Here is a 14172-nt window from a genome sequence, read left to right as displayed (position 1 = left end):
GGGGCCCTTCCGGGCCCCGGTCCCGGACCAGTGCGAGCAGTGCGCTTCCTTCGGAGCGCCTGGAACCGAAGTGATGAGGCAGAACCGATGACCGACGACGCCCGACTCCTGGACTACCTCAAACGGGTCACCGCCGACCTGCGCCGCACCCGGGCCGAACTCGACGCGCTCAAGGAACGCGACAACGAACCGATCGCGATCGTGGGCACCGCGTGCCGCCTGCCCGGGGGGACGGACACCCCCGAGGCCCTGTGGGACCTGGTCGACGGCGCCCGCGAGGCCATCGGAGACCTGCCCGCCGACCGGGGCTGGGACGTGGACGGCATGCTCGCGCGCCCGGGTATGGCGAGGTCCGGCGGGTTCCTCGACGACGTCGCCGGGTTCGATGCGGCGTTCTTCGGTATCTCCGCGCGCGAGGCCGAGGCGATGGACCCGCAGCAGCGTTTGATGCTCGAGGTCAGCTGGGAGTCCCTCGAACGCGCCGGGATCGACCCCACGGCTCTGGACGGCACCCCGACCGCCGTGTTCACGGGCATCAGCACGGTCGACTACGCAGAGGGGCTGCGTTCGGGGATCCTGCCGGCCCCCCCGGAGAACGAGGGCTACCTGATGGCCGGGACCGCCGCCAGCGTGGCTTCCGGGAGGATCGCCTACACCCTGGGACTGCGCGGCCCCGCGCTCACCGTCGACACGGCGTGCTCCTCCTCGCTTGTGGCGATCCTGCTGGCCGTCCGCTCCCTGCGCCGCGGGGAGTGCTCCCTGGCACTGGCGGGCGGCGCGACCGTGCTGTCCGGCCCCGGACTGTTCACCGAGTCGGCGAAACAAGGCGCACTGTCGCCCGACGGCCGGTGCAAGGCATTCGGAGCCGGCGCCGACGGAACAGGCTTCGGGGAGGGCGCCGGATCGATCGTCCTGGAACGGCTGTCGGACGCCGTCCGCAACGGCCGTCGCATCCTGGCGGTGCTCCGCGGAGGGGCCGTCAACCAGGATGGGGCCTCCAACGGTCTGACCGCTCCCAACGGGCCCGCGCAGACCCGGGTGCTACGGGACGCGCTGGCCGACGCGGGCCTGGAGCCGCAGGACATCGACGCGGTCGAGGCGCACGGCACCGGCACCCGTCTGGGCGACCCGATCGAGGCCGAGGCCCTGCTCCAGGTGTTCGGCCCCGGAACGGGCCGGGAGCCGCTCTGGCTCGGATCGGTCAAGTCCAACCTCGGCCACACCCAGGCGGCGGCCGGGGTCACGTCCGTGATCAAGATGGTCCTGGCCCTGGAACACGAGCGGCTGCCGTCGACCCTGCACGCCCGGGAACCCTCCCCGCTGGTGGACTGGGAGTCGGGCCGTGTACGCCCGTTGTCCGAGCCGGTGCCCTGGCCCCGCCGCGAGCGCCCGCGCCGGGCGGGGGTGTCCTCGTTCGGGATCAGCGGCACCAATGTCCACCTCATCCTCGAAGAGGCCCCCGAACCGGCGGCGGCCGAGCCCCCTCGGAACCCGGCGCCCCCCTTGGTGAGCGGCGGCCGGATCTGGACCCTCTCCGCCCGCGACGAACAGGCCCTGACCGACCGCGCCGACCGCCTGCACGACCACCTCAGCGGACCCCGGCGGCCCGCGCCCGCCGACACCGCCCGTGCCCTGGCCACCCGCGCCCCCCTCCTGCCCCGCCGCGCCGCCGTGATCGGCACCGGCGAGGACCGCCTGATGGAACGGTTGCGCGCCCTGGCCGACGGCCGCGAGGACAGCGGCATCGTCACCGGCGTGGCCCCCCGGGCCGGCCGTGAGCGCAGACCCGTCTTCGTGTTCCCCGGGCATGGGGGCCAGTGGGAGGGCATGGCCCGGGAACTCCTCGACACCTCACCGGTCTTCGCCGCCGCCATCCGGGAGTGCGCGCTCGCCCTGGCCCCCCTCACGGACTGGTCCCTCGAAGCCGTGCTGCGCGGCGAGCCGGGAGCACCGCCCCTGACGGGCCCGGACGCCCGGGTCGAGGTGCTCCAACCCGCGTCGTGGGCGGTGTCGGTGTCCCTCGCCGCGCTTTGGCGGGCGGCGGGCGTGGAACCCGTCGCCGTGGTCGGCCACTCCCAGGGCGAGGTCGCAGCCGCATGCACGGCCGGCATCCTCACCCTGGAGGACGGGGCCCGCGTCGTCACCCGGCGCAGCCGCGTGCTCCGTGAACTCGCCGGCCAGGGCGGGGCCGCCGTCGTCTCGCTCGGCGCACACCGCACCGCGGAGCTCCTCGCCCCGTGGAAGGACCGGATCGGGGTGGCCGGGGCCAACGGCCCGGAGTCGACCGTCGTCACCGGTGACGGCGCGGCGATCGCCGAGTTCGTCGCCGAGTGCGAGAGGCGGGGCGAACACGTCCGCGACTTCGCGGTGGACTACACCTCCCACTGCTTCCTCGTCGACAAGGTCGAGGACCTGATGCTCTCCGGGCTGGCCGGGCTCGCGCCCCGGGCGGGAGAGCTCCCCTTCCACTCCACCGTGGCCCCCCGCCCCGTACTGGAACCCGGGGACGAACCCTTCCCCGGGCCGGCCGACGGGTCCTCCCTCGACGCGGACTACTGGTACCGCAACCTCCGCCACGGCGTGCTCCTGGAGCCCGTCGTCCGGCGGCTGGCCGCCGACACCGACGCCTTCATCGAGATCGGACCGCACCCCGTCCTGTCCGTTCCCATGGGCCAGACCCTGCGGGCCCACGGACACCCCGACACCCCGGTCCTGCACACCCTGCGCCGCAACGAGGACTCCGCGGAGGGGTTCCTGCGGGCCCTCGCCCGGGCGCACTGCCACGGGGTCGGCATGGACTGGGACAGGGTCCTGGGGGAGGAGGGCCGCACACCGCCCGCCGTGCCGCTGCCCACCTACCCCTTCCGGCGCGAACACCTCTGGCTGAACCGCCCCCGGGCCGCCGGGGACCCCTCCTCGCTCGGCCTCGACCCCGCCGGGCACGCCCTCCTCGGTGCCCGGGTCCCGATCGCGGGCACCGACCGGTTCCTGCTGACCGGGGTCCTGGACCCCGAACGAACCCCCTGGCTCGCGGACCACGGCCTGGCCGGGCGGCTGCTGCTCGCCGGGTGCGCGACCGTCGACATGCTCCTGTACGCCGGCCGGACCTGCGGCACTCCCGAGATCACCGACCTCACACTCCACACACCCCTGGAACTCGCCCCCCAGGGCGGGACCGCCGTCCAGATCGCCGTCGACGCCCCCGACGTCCGGGGCCGCCGCGCCGTGCGGCTGCTGTCGGGGTCCGCCGACGGCCGGACCTGGACGGTGCACGCCGAAGGGCGGCTCGCCCCGGACTCCGGTACCGCACCCGTCGATGTGTCCGCCCCCGGACCCGAAGCCTCCCCCCTGCCGGTGGAGAAGGCCCACGCCCTCTTCGAGGCGTACCGGATCCACTACGGTCCGGCCTTCCGCGGCCTGCGCGCGGCCCGCGCCGACTCCACCCGGGTGTGGGCCGAGGTCGCCCTGGACCCACTGCCCGGGGACGCCCACACCATGGCCGGCCCCCATCCGGCCCTGGTGGACGCGGGACTCCAGACCTTGTTCCTGCGTCGGCTGACCCGCGAGGGGGGCGGCCGGCCGCTGATGCCGTTCGCCTGGAGCGGTGTCCGCCTCCACGGCGCGCCGGTCCCCGCGAAGGCGGTCGTCCGGCTCGCGGAGACCGGGCCGCAGACGTACTCGATGCTCGTCACGGACCCGTCGGGGACCCCCGTGCTGTCGGTCGACTCCCTGGTCGTCCGGGACGCTCCCGCCGACCGGGACGGCGACGGAGGGGCCCTCTTCCACCAGGAGTGGGAGGAACTGGACACCGCTGTGGACGAGGGGGCACCGGTCCCCCCCGGGACGACCGTCCTGGACGTCCGCGGCCCGGAGGGCCCGGCCCGGGCCGAACCCGAGCAGGTGAGCCGCGAACTGCACCGGGTCCTGGCGGTCCTCCAGGAGTGGCTGGACGACGAACACCGGTCCGGCTCCCGTTTCCTCGTCCTCACCCGCGGGGCCGTCCGGCTCCCTGACGAAGGCGCCGGCTCCGGGGCGGCGGATCTGGCCGGGGCCGCGGTGTGGGGCCTGGTGTCCTCGGCGGAGACCGAGCACCCCGGGCGCTTCGTCCTGCTGGACACCGACCACGCCACGGACGGGGCGGTCGCCGCGGCCGCCGCCTCCGGGGAACCCCGCCTCGCCCTGCGGGGCGGCCGCCTGTACGCGCCGCGCCTGGCTCAGACCCGGACCGGCGGCGGGGAAGGACTGCTCGCCCCACCGGCCCGGACGTCCTCCTGGCGGCTGAGCACCACGGGCGGCGGGGTCGTCGACGGGCTCGACGTCCTGCACGATCCCGACCAGCAACGGCCCCTGGGGCCCGGCGAGGTCAGGGTGGCGGTCCGCGCCGCCGGCCTGAACTTCCGCGACGTGCTCATGAGCGTGGACATGTACCCCGACCCGGGCGACATCGGCAACGAGGGCGCGGGTGTGGTCCTGGAGGCGGGGCCCGACGCCGGGGGCCTCGCCCCCGGAGACCGGGTCATGGGCATCTTCCCCGGAGCGTTCGGCCCGGTGGCCGTCGCCGACCACCGCTTCCTCACCCGTGTCCCCGACCGCTGGGACCTCTCCTACGCGGCCTCCGTACCCGTCCCCTACCTGACCGCCTACCTCGCTCTTGTGGAGGAGGCCGGTCTCCGGTCCGGTGAGACCGTCCTCGTGCACTCCGCCGCCGGCGGGGTGGGGATGGCCGCCCTGGACATCGCCCGGCACCTGGGCGCCCGCGTCCTGGCGACCGCGAGCCCCGAGAAATGGGACCTCCTCGCCTCCCGCGGACTCCGGGAGGAGGAGATCGCCCACTCCCGCACCCTCGAATTCGAGGAGAGGTTCCGCGCGGCCGCGGGCCGGGTCGACGTGGTCCTCAACTCCCTCACAGGGGAGGCGATCGACGCGTCTCTACGGCTGCTCCAGCCCGGAGGGCGCTTCTCCGAACTGGGCCGTAACGAACTCCGCGACCCGGGACGGATCGCCGTGGACCACCCCGGAGTCCGCTATCTCGTCTTCAACGTGCTCGAACTCGGGCCCGAACGCATCGGGCGCGCCTTCGCCGCGCTGGTGCCCCTGCTGGAGAGCGGCGCGCTGCCTCCGCTCCCGGTCACCCGCTACCCGATCGAGAACGCCGCCGAGGCGTTCCGGGTCATGCAGCAGGGCCGCAACGTCGGCCGGACCGTTCTGGACCTGGCCTCGCGCCTGCGGACCGACGGCACGGTACTGATCACCGGCGGCACCGGACGGCTCGGCGCGGTCTTCGCCCGCCACCTGGTGGTCCGGCACGGTATCCGGGACCTGCTCATGGTGGGGCGGCGGGGCCCGGACGCCCCCGGAGCCGCGGAACTGGCCGAAGAGCTGGGCCGCCTCGGCGCCCGGGTGCGCTTCGAGGCGTGCGACATCGCCGACCAGGAGGAGCTCGGCGCGGTGCTGCGGGGCATCCCCCCGCACCGTCCGCTCACGGCGGTGGTGCACGCCGCCGCCGACATCGACGACGCCACCGTCACCGGGCTGACCGCCAAGAGCCTGGACCGCGTGCTGCGTCCCAAGGTCCACGGGGCGTGGAACCTCCACCGACTCACCGGCCACCTGGACCTGGACGCCTTCGTGCTCTTCTCGTCCGCGGCCGGCGTGCTCGGAAACCCGGGGCAGTCCGCCTACGCCGCCGCCAACCTCTACCTGGACGCCCTGGCCCGGCACCGCCGCGAACAGGGCCTGCCCGCCCACTCGCTGGCCTGGGGCAACTGGGGCGACGGGAGCCGGACCTGGGAGGAACTGGACGACGTCACCACCTCCCGCCTGACCCGGCTCTGGGGCCTCACGGCCATCGGCGAGGACGAGGGGTGCGCCCTCATGGACGCGGCCCTGGCCACCGACCACGCCCACCTGGTCCCTGCTCCGCTGGACCTGCCCGGCCTCAGGGCGAGGGCGGCCTCCGGGGAACGGCTGCCCGCGATCCTGCGGGGCCTGGTCCGGGCCCCGGCCGGAGAGCAGGGGGCCGAGGCCGTGGCCGACCGGGTCCGGAAGGCGCGGCCGGGACCGGAACGCACCGCCCTGCTGGTCCGGCTGATCGGCGAACGCGCCGCCGAGATCCTCGGATACCGGACGGCGGCCGGGCTGGGTCCGGACCAGGACTTCCTGGAGAACGGGTTCGATTCGCTCACCGCCGTCGAACTGCGCAACCACCTACAGGCGGTCAGCGGTCTGCACCTGCGCTCCACCCTCGTGTTCCAGCACCGCACCCCCCGGGCACTGGCCGTCCACCTGGACCGGGAGATGAGCGCGGATACGGTGCACCCCGGCCGGGAGGACGCCGAACGACCGGCCGCCGGCCTGGTCGGCCGCTTCCTGGATGCCTGCCGGGCGGGACGCCACCAGGATGCCGTGAGCCTGGCGATGAGGGCCTCCCGCGAGAGGGAGACCCACACCGAAGAGAACGCCCCGGCGCCCAGGCTGGTCAGACTGGCCTCGGGAGAGCGGGAGCCGGTCCTCATCTGCCATCCGTCGCTGGTGATGACCTCCGGCCCCCAGGAGTACTCCCGGTTCGCCGCCGCCTGGCGCGGCGATCGGGACCTGCACGTCCTGTCCGCCATCGGCTACCTGCCCGCCGAACCCCTCCCCGCCGATCTGGGCACCTTCGTCCGGACCCAGACGAACGTCGTCCTGGAGGCGGCGGCGGGCCGCCCGTTCGTCCTGGTCGGCCGTTCCTCCGGGGGGTGGGCGGCGTACGCGGTGGCCGAGGAGCTGGTGGCCCGGGGGACACCGGCCGACGGAGTGATCCTGCTCGACACGGCGGTCCCCGGAGACGACGACCTCCTGCCCCTGGTCACCGAGTTCGCCACGGAGCGCGCCACCGAGTTCGACCTCATGGACACCGTGCGCCTCACCGCGATGGGGGCCTACCTCGACCTCTTCGCGGATTGGCGGCCGGCCACGACGGTGCCCGGCACCGTCCAGCTCCGGCCGACCAGCCCGGTCGTCACCTCCGGCGGGGTCGAACTGGCGGCGGACTGGACCTGGCCCGGTGACCACACGAGCGTCGACGTCCCCGGCGACCACTTCACCATGATGGAAGAGCATGCCGCGGCGTCCGCGGCGGCCGTGGCGGCCGCCGTCGAGGCGCTCACCGCCGGGCTCAGGAGGAGGTGACGTGGTAGACCTTGCGCAGGGTCTCGTGGACCGTCCAGCGGGTCCGGTCGCCCGCGCGCAGCAGGCACACGTCGCCCGGGCCGACCTCCAGGACCGGGCCGCCCTCCACCTCCACGGTCGCGCGCCCGCTCAGCACCACGAACACCTCGTCGGCCTCGGTGTCGGTGACCGTGCCCGGGGTGATCTGCCAGACGCCGCGGCTCTGGGAGCCGTCGGCCGACTCCCACAGGGTGCGGGAGGAGACGCGCGGGTCGCCCGCCTCGACCTGCCCGGGGTCCAGGGGTTCGGGTTCCAGCTCCACGTCGGCGACGCGGGCGGCGAAGGGGGCGGTGCCTGAGAAGGGGTCCATACCCCGATGATGGACGCGAGGGCCCCCGGCGGGAACGTTCACGGTGTTCCCGGCGGGGGCCGGATCCTGACAGGGTGACCGGTCCGGCTGCGCTCCCTAGCGGGTGGAGCGCAGCAGGTCCAGCAGGTCGTCGACGATGGCGTCCGGTTCGGTCCCGGAGGTGAGGTGTCCGGCCAGCTGCAGCTGGACGGCGCCGTGCACCGCGGCCAGCAGCAGGCAGGTGCACCGCTGGGGGTCCCGGTCGGGCATCTCGCCGCTGTTCTGGCACCGGCGCACCACGTCCGACATCAGCTCGGCCGTGCGCTCGGCCGCCTTCTCCAGTTCGGGCCGGGGGCAGGTCCACGGCCCCCCGTAGATCAGCCGGAACCGCACCGGGTGCTCCAGGGCCCAGGAGACGTAGGCGTGCAGGACGGACCGGAGCGTCCCGCCGGGGTCGTAGGGGGCGTCGGCGGCGCGGTCGATCATGTCCGCCAGCCGGTCGAGCTCCCGGGTGGCGATCACCGCCAGCAGGGACTCCTTGTCCTGGAAGTGCTTGTAGGGGGCCATGTGGGACACTCCGCTCAGGCGACCGACCTCCCGGAGTGTCACCGCCTCGACGCCGCCGCCGTCCAGGAGGGCGGTGGCCGAGGCCAACAGCACGGTACGTGTGTCGTGGGGCATCCCTCCATGCTAGGCCGTGAGGCGGTACAGACCACGGCCGTTACCCGACGGAGACCGGAACAACGGGGGCCGCCCGGGTGTTGAGCCGAGGGGCCGCGAGGACCCCGTCCGCGCCCGTTTCCGTGCGGCCCCCGGGAAAACCGGTTGCCGCCCCTCCTACCCTTGACTATTGATGAGCACCACCACGCCCGCGCCCACCGCGGACCATCTCCGTTCCCGGCTCCGCGACCTCATGCCCGTGGACCGGCACCGGCTGCGCCGCCGTATCGACGGCCTCGCCAAGATGCGCGACGAGCGCCGCCGCGCCTCGGTCCTGGCCCAGATCGCCAGGGACGTCGACGAGGCGCGCCTGCGCGTGGACCTGCGCCGCGAGGCCGTCCCCGAGCTGACCTACCCGGAGTCGCTGCCGGTCAGCGCCCGGCGCGACGACATCGCCGAGGCCATCCGCGACAACCAGGTCGTCATCGTCGCGGGCGAGACCGGTTCGGGCAAGACCACCCAGCTGCCCAAGATCTGCCTGGAGCTGGGCCGCGGCGTCATGGGCACCATCGGCCACACCCAGCCCCGCCGGCTGGCCGCCCGCACCGTCGCCGAGCGCATCGCCGAGGAGGTCGGCACCCCGCTGGGCGCCACCGTCGGCTACAAGGTGCGCTTCACCGACACCTCCGGCGAGGACACCCTCGTCAAGCTGATGACCGACGGCATCCTGCTGGCCGAGATCCAGCACGACCGGATGCTGCGCGCCTACGACACGCTCATCATCGACGAGGCCCACGAGCGCAGCCTCAACGTCGACTTCCTGCTGGGCTACCTCAAGCAGCTGCTGCCCAAGCGCCCCGACCTGAAGGTCGTCATCACCTCGGCGACCATCGACCCCGAGCGGTTCTCGCGCCACTTCGACGACGCCCCCATCGTCGAGGTCTCCGGCCGCACCTACCCGGTCGAGGTCCGCTACCGGCCCATCTCCGAGGACATCCTCGACCCCGAGGAGAAGAACCCGGGGGGCGGGACCGACCGCGACCAGACCCAGGCCATCCTCGACGCCGTCGACGAGCTCTCCCGAGAGGAGCCCGGCGACGTCCTGGTCTTCCTCAGCGGCGAGCGCGAGATCCGCGACACCGCCGAGGCGCTGGAGAAGCAGAAGCTCCGCAACACCGAGATCCTGCCGCTGTACGCGCGGCTCTCGGTCGCCGAGCAGAAGCGGGTGTGGTCCTCTCATTCCGGCCGCCGCATCGTCCTGGCCACCAACGTCGCCGAGACCTCCCTGACGGTCCCCGGCATCAAGTACGTCATCGACCCGGGCACCGCGCGCATCTCCCGCTACTCGCACCGCACCAAGGTGCAGCGCCTGCCCATCGAGGCGATCTCCCAGGCCTCCGCCAACCAGCGCAAGGGCCGCTCCGGCCGCGTCTCCGAGGGCATCTGCATCCGGCTGTACTCCGAAGAGGACTTCCTGTCCCGCCCCGAGTACACCGACCCCGAGATCCTGCGCACCAACCTCGCCTCGGTCATCCTCCAGATGGCCGCCCTGGGCTTGGGCGACGTCGCCGCCTTCCCGTTCGTGGACGGCCCCGACCACCGCCAGATCAAGGACGGCGTCAACCTCCTCACCGAGCTGGGCGCCCTGCACCCGGACCCCTCCGGTGCCAAGCGCCGCCTCACCCCGCTGGGCCGCAGGCTGGCCCAGCTGCCGGTCGACCCGCGCCTGGGCCGCATGGTCCTGGAGGCCGAGAAGCGCGACTGCCTGGCCGAGGTCCTGGTCATCACCTCCGCGCTGTCCATCCAGGACCCGCGCGAGCGCCCCACGGACAAGCAGCAGCAGGCCCAGCAGATGCACGCCCGGTTCACCGACAAGGAGTCGGACTTCCTGGCGTACCTGAACCTGTGGAACCACCTGCGCGACAGACAGAAGGAGCTGTCGGGCAACCAGTTCCGCCGCATGTGCCGCGAGGAGTTCCTCAACTACCTGCGCGTGCGCGAGTGGCAGGACATCCACGGGCAGCTCAAGCAGGTGCTGCGGCAGATGGACGTGGAGGTCCCGCCGCTGCGCCCCGAGGCCGCCGACCCGCGCGCCGTCCACATGTCCCTGCTGTCCGGGCTGCTGTCCCACGTCGGCCTCAAGGACCCCGAGAAGCACGAGTATCTCGGCGGCCGCGGCGCCCGGTTCGCGATCTTCCCCGGTTCGGCGCTGTTCAAGAAGCAGCCCCGGTTCGTCATGGCCGGCGAGCTGGTCGAGACCTCCAAGCTGTGGGGGCGCATGGTCGCCCGCATCGAGCCGGAGTGGGCCGAGGAGCTGGCCGGGGACATCGTCAAGCGCACCTACAGCGAGCCCCACTGGGAGCGCAAGCGCGGCGCCGTCATGGCCTACGAGCGGGTCACCCTCTACGGGGTGCCCATCGTCGTGCAGCGCAAGGTGTCCTACGGGAGGATCGACCCGGAGATGTCCCGGGACCTGTTCATCCGCCGTGCCCTGGTGGAGGGCGACTGGGACACCCGCCACCACTTCTTCCGCGACAACCGCGCCCTGCTGGACGAGGTCGAGGACCTGGAGCACCGGGCCCGCCGCCGCGACATCGTGGTGGACGACGAGACCCTGTTCCGGTTCTACGACGCGCGGGTCCCCGCGGACGTCGTCTCGGCCGCCCACTTCGACGCCTGGTGGAAGAAGGCCCGGCACGAGCAGCCGGAGCTCCTCGACTTCACCCGCGAGGACCTCATCAACGACGGGGTCGCCGCCGTCAGCGAGGACGACTACCCCGACACGTGGCGGCAGGGGGCCCTGGTCTTCCCGCTCACCTACCAGTTCGAGCCGGGCAGCGACTCCGACGGCGTCACCGCGCACATCCCGCTCAAGGTCCTCAACCAGGTGGAGGCCGACGGCTTCGACTGGCAGATCCCGGGCCTGCGCGCCGAGCTGGTCACCGCGCTCATCCGGTCGCTGCCCAAGCCGCTGCGCCGCAACTTCGTCCCCGTGCCCGACAACGCCGACCGCGCCCTGGGCGGGCTCACCCCCTACGAGGGGGCGCTCACCGCGGCGCTGGCCGCCGAGCTGACCCGCATGTCGGGGGAGCGGATCCCGGCCGACGCCTTCGACCTGACCCGGGTGCCCGACCACCTGCGCATCACCTTCCGCGCGGTGGACGACCGGCAGCGCGCCCTGGCCGAGGACAAGGACCTGGAGCGGCTCCGGGCCAAGCTCAAGCCGCGCCTGCGCGAGGCCATCTCCGCCGAGGCCAAGGGCGTGGAGAAGAAGGGGCTGACCGCCTGGGACTTCGGGCCGCTGGAGCGCACCCTGGAGCGCAAGGCGCTGGGCCCCAAGGTCAAGGGGTACCCGGCGCTGGTCGACGAGGGCGACAGCGTCGCCGTGCGCATCTTCGACACCGAGGCCGAACAGCGGGCCGCCATGCGGCTCGGCACCCGCAGGCTCCTGCTGCTCAACCTGCCCTCCCCGGCGGCCGCGGTCAGCAAGGGGCTCAACAACCCCGACAAGCTGGCCCTGGCCGACAGCCCGTACGGGTCCGTCAAGAAGCTCCTCGCCGACGCCGAGGCGGCCGCCGTCGACCACCTGCTCGTCCGCGAGGGCGGGCCGGTGTGGAACGGCGACGACTTCGCGGCCCTGGCCGAGCGAGTCCGCGCCGACCTGGGGGACACCGTCGCGGAGATCCTGCCCAGGGCGGCCCGGGTCCTGGCGCTGTGGCGCAAGGTCACCAAGAAGGTCAAGGGCACCACGTCGCTGGCGGTGCTGCCCTCGCTCAACGACGTCCAGGGGCAGCTGGGCTCGCTGGTCGGCGACGGGTTCATCACCGCCGCCGGGGTCGGGCGCCTCGACGACCTGCACCGCTACCTGCGCGGGGTCGAGTACCGGCTGGAGAAGCTGCCGGAGAACCCGCGCCGCGACCAGGTCGGCATGTCCAAGGTCGAGCAGATGCGCCAGGCCGTCGCCCGGGCCACCGGGGCGCTCAAGCCCGGCCGCGCCGCCGACCCGGATGTGGCCGAGCTGCGCTGGATGCTGGAGGAGTACCGGGTGAGCCTGTTCGCGCAGGGGGCGATCCGCACCGCCTACCCGGTGTCCGACAAGCGGATCATGAAGGCCGTCGAGGCGGTCAAGGCCGCCTAGGTGTACTGATCACGGAGGCCGGTGGCACCGGCCCCGCCCGACACGGATCAAGAGGGCCTCCGGCATCGGTGTGGATCGCGACGTCCCACCGGCCGCCAGGAGGCCCTCGACGCCCCTGCACCACCCGCGCCGGCGCCCGCCTCACGGCGCCCGGGCCGCCTCCCGCGGCGCCGCCTCCGCTCGGCCGGCCGGCCCCGGGGCGGCCCTCGCTCATCGTCCAGCGGGAGGCCGCCCGGAGGCCGCCCGTGCTCCTTCGGCGCGGGCGCCGAGCCGCACGGGAGCGTCCGCCGGACACGCCCCGGGAGGGGCCGTCCGGGTGGGGGCCGCGATACGGCCCCCGCCCGGACGGCCCGGCGCCCGGCTCAGATCCCGAGGACGTCCCCGCCGCGCCGCGCGTCGTTCTCCTGCTTGGCGCGGAAGAAGTCCCCGCCCTTGCGCAGGGTGTCGTCGGTGCCCCAGTCCTCCTCCGGGCCGACCTTGCGCAGGTGGGGGATGTGCTTGCGGCAGTGGATATAGGCCTCCTCGACCTGCACCAGCAGCCACATCTGCGCCCGCTGGCCCGGGACCTGCGGCAGGGGCAGGTCCCGCACGTGCGCGCGCAGGCGGTCGTCCTCCATGATCTTCACGCGGCCGTTCACGTGCAGGCCGATCCGGTCGCGCTGGAAGTCGAGGAACATCAGCCCGATGTGCGGGTTCTGGGCGATGTTGCCCGCGCTGGCGAACACGCCGTTGCCGCGGTACTCGGGGAAGGCCAGGGTGCGCTCGTCGATGACGTGCACGAACCCGGGGGGCCCGGCCCGGAAGCTGGAGTCGCACTCGCCCCGGTCGTCGGCCGTGGCGATGAAGAGCATCTCCTGGCGGGCGATGAAGGCCCGCATGTCGCTGTTGAGGTGGTTCAGCATCTGGTCGCGGTAGAAGCGCGCCGCGCGATCGGACGTCCCCATGACCTGCTGGACGTACCGTTCGCCCTCGGTGCCGGTCGCGGTGTTGTGGCTGGTCTGAGTCATGAAACCGGGCTTTCGACGGTGGACGTGCGTGCGTTCGGGGAGGGGCCGGGCGGGCGCCCCGTCAGCGTGAGTGCCGGCCCGGGGCCCCGGCCGGCGCCCGCCCCGGCACCTGGTACTGAGGTCCGTTCGGGATCCGGTCCTCGCCCAGGCCCCGGGCGCGGGGCGGCGCGGGCGGCGTGTCGTCGCCCTCGGCCCCGGCGATCATCTGGGCGGTGATCCACTGGTAGACCAGCACCCAGGCGGAGCTCATGGAGGAGGTCCAGGTGGGCGAGACCTCGCTGACGGCGCGGACCAGGGCGCGCCCGACGTACGGGTAGTGCTCGGGCAGCACGCCCAGCTCCCGGTGGTGCTGGCGGCCCAGCCTCCTGAGGTGGTGGGCCACCTCGTCGGGGTCGTCGAGGTGGCGGACCACGGACAGGAGCGCGTCGGCCATCCGCTGCTGCTGCGGCCTGATGTCGTCGGCGAACATGCTCCGCACGGAGGGCACCATCTCGAACAGGTTGTCGTAGAAACTCCTGGCCAGGCGGGCCGAGCCCTCGGGGATGTCCACGGACGAGAGGCGGACCAGTTCGATGGTCCCCTGGTCGGGAAGCGGCACTTCGGATACACGGCGAAGGGTCAAGGACGGTCCAAGGTTCGAATGAGCGGGGAACCACGGCTGGTGAGCGCACGAGGCGGCGCGCACTCACGGTCACCGGGGTCGGAGGGGCCGGCGCCGGCGTCTCTCGGCGGGTGCGGCGCGGTCTCGCGCGGGCCCGGGGCCGTGAGTCCGTCCGCGGGCCCAGAGGTCGTTCCACCTGGGCTCCGAGGGAAGCGAACGGACGCGTGGGGTGTCAGTGTTCCTTGTTGCTTTTGTGGCCTTTTGGGGA

At 73.5% G+C, this 14172-nt stretch carries 6 protein-coding genes; 2 read left to right on the top strand and 4 right to left on the bottom strand.

Annotated elements, in window-relative coordinates:
* Positions 1–87 precede the first annotated feature (87 nt).
* Positions 88–7170 carry a type I polyketide synthase gene (locus KGD84_RS25200; RefSeq protein ID WP_220562845.1) on the top strand — a complete coding sequence of 2361 codons (7083 nt, stop codon included), beginning with the start codon at positions 88–90 and terminating at the stop codon, positions 7168–7170.
* Here the strand turns inward: KGD84_RS25200 and KGD84_RS25195 are convergent.
* Both KGD84_RS25195 and KGD84_RS25190 read right to left on the bottom strand, forming a co-directional pair.
* Positions 7157–7519, bottom strand: a complete 363-nt coding sequence (locus tag KGD84_RS25195) for a cupin domain-containing protein (protein ID WP_220562844.1) — start codon at positions 7517–7519, stop codon at positions 7157–7159. The two genes, KGD84_RS25200 and KGD84_RS25195, sit on opposite strands and share 14 nt — an antisense overlap.
* Before the next feature lie 96 nt (positions 7520–7615).
* Positions 7616–8179, bottom strand: coding sequence for a TetR/AcrR family transcriptional regulator (locus KGD84_RS25190; RefSeq protein WP_220562843.1), 564 nt, complete (start codon positions 8177–8179; stop codon positions 7616–7618).
* A 172-nt stretch (positions 8180–8351) separates the two neighbouring features.
* Here KGD84_RS25190 and hrpA point away from each other — a divergent pair, with 172 nt between their 5' ends.
* The gene (gene hrpA / locus KGD84_RS25185; protein WP_220562842.1) at positions 8352–12296 is read left to right on the top strand and encodes an ATP-dependent RNA helicase HrpA; all 3945 of its coding nucleotides are present in this window, start codon (positions 8352–8354) and stop codon (positions 12294–12296) included.
* Between the two features lie 362 nt (positions 12297–12658).
* Here hrpA and KGD84_RS25180 read toward each other — a convergent pair whose 3' ends face one another.
* Positions 12659–13303, bottom strand: coding sequence for a pyridoxamine 5'-phosphate oxidase family protein (locus tag KGD84_RS25180; RefSeq protein WP_220562841.1), 645 nt, complete (start codon positions 13301–13303; stop codon positions 12659–12661).
* A 61-nt stretch (positions 13304–13364) separates the two neighbouring features.
* Positions 13365–13925: a globin domain-containing protein gene (locus KGD84_RS25175; RefSeq protein WP_220562840.1), complete on the bottom strand. Its 561-nt coding sequence runs from the start codon at positions 13923–13925 to the stop codon at positions 13365–13367.
* Positions 13926–14172 lie beyond the last annotated feature (247 nt).

Source organism: Nocardiopsis changdeensis (genome assembly GCF_018316655.1).
Lineage (GTDB): Bacteria > Actinomycetota > Actinomycetes > Streptosporangiales > Streptosporangiaceae > Nocardiopsis > Nocardiopsis changdeensis.
This window is presented reverse-complemented; position numbering and strand designations above follow the sequence as displayed.

Bases quoted from the DNA above. Each gene is read 5' to 3' on its own strand.
- KGD84_RS25200 (WP_220562845.1), top strand. From the start codon at position 88: ATGACCGACGACGCCCGACTCCTGGACTACCTCAAACGGGTCACCGCC.
- KGD84_RS25195 (WP_220562844.1), bottom strand. From the start codon at position 7,519: ATGGACCCCTTCTCAGGCACCGCCCCCTTCGCCGCCCGCGTCGCCGAC.
- KGD84_RS25190 (WP_220562843.1), bottom strand. From the start codon at position 8,179: ATGCCCCACGACACACGTACCGTGCTGTTGGCCTCGGCCACCGCCCTC.
- hrpA (WP_220562842.1), top strand. From the start codon at position 8,352: ATGAGCACCACCACGCCCGCGCCCACCGCGGACCATCTCCGTTCCCGG.
- KGD84_RS25180 (WP_220562841.1), bottom strand. From the start codon at position 13,303: ATGACTCAGACCAGCCACAACACCGCGACCGGCACCGAGGGCGAACGG.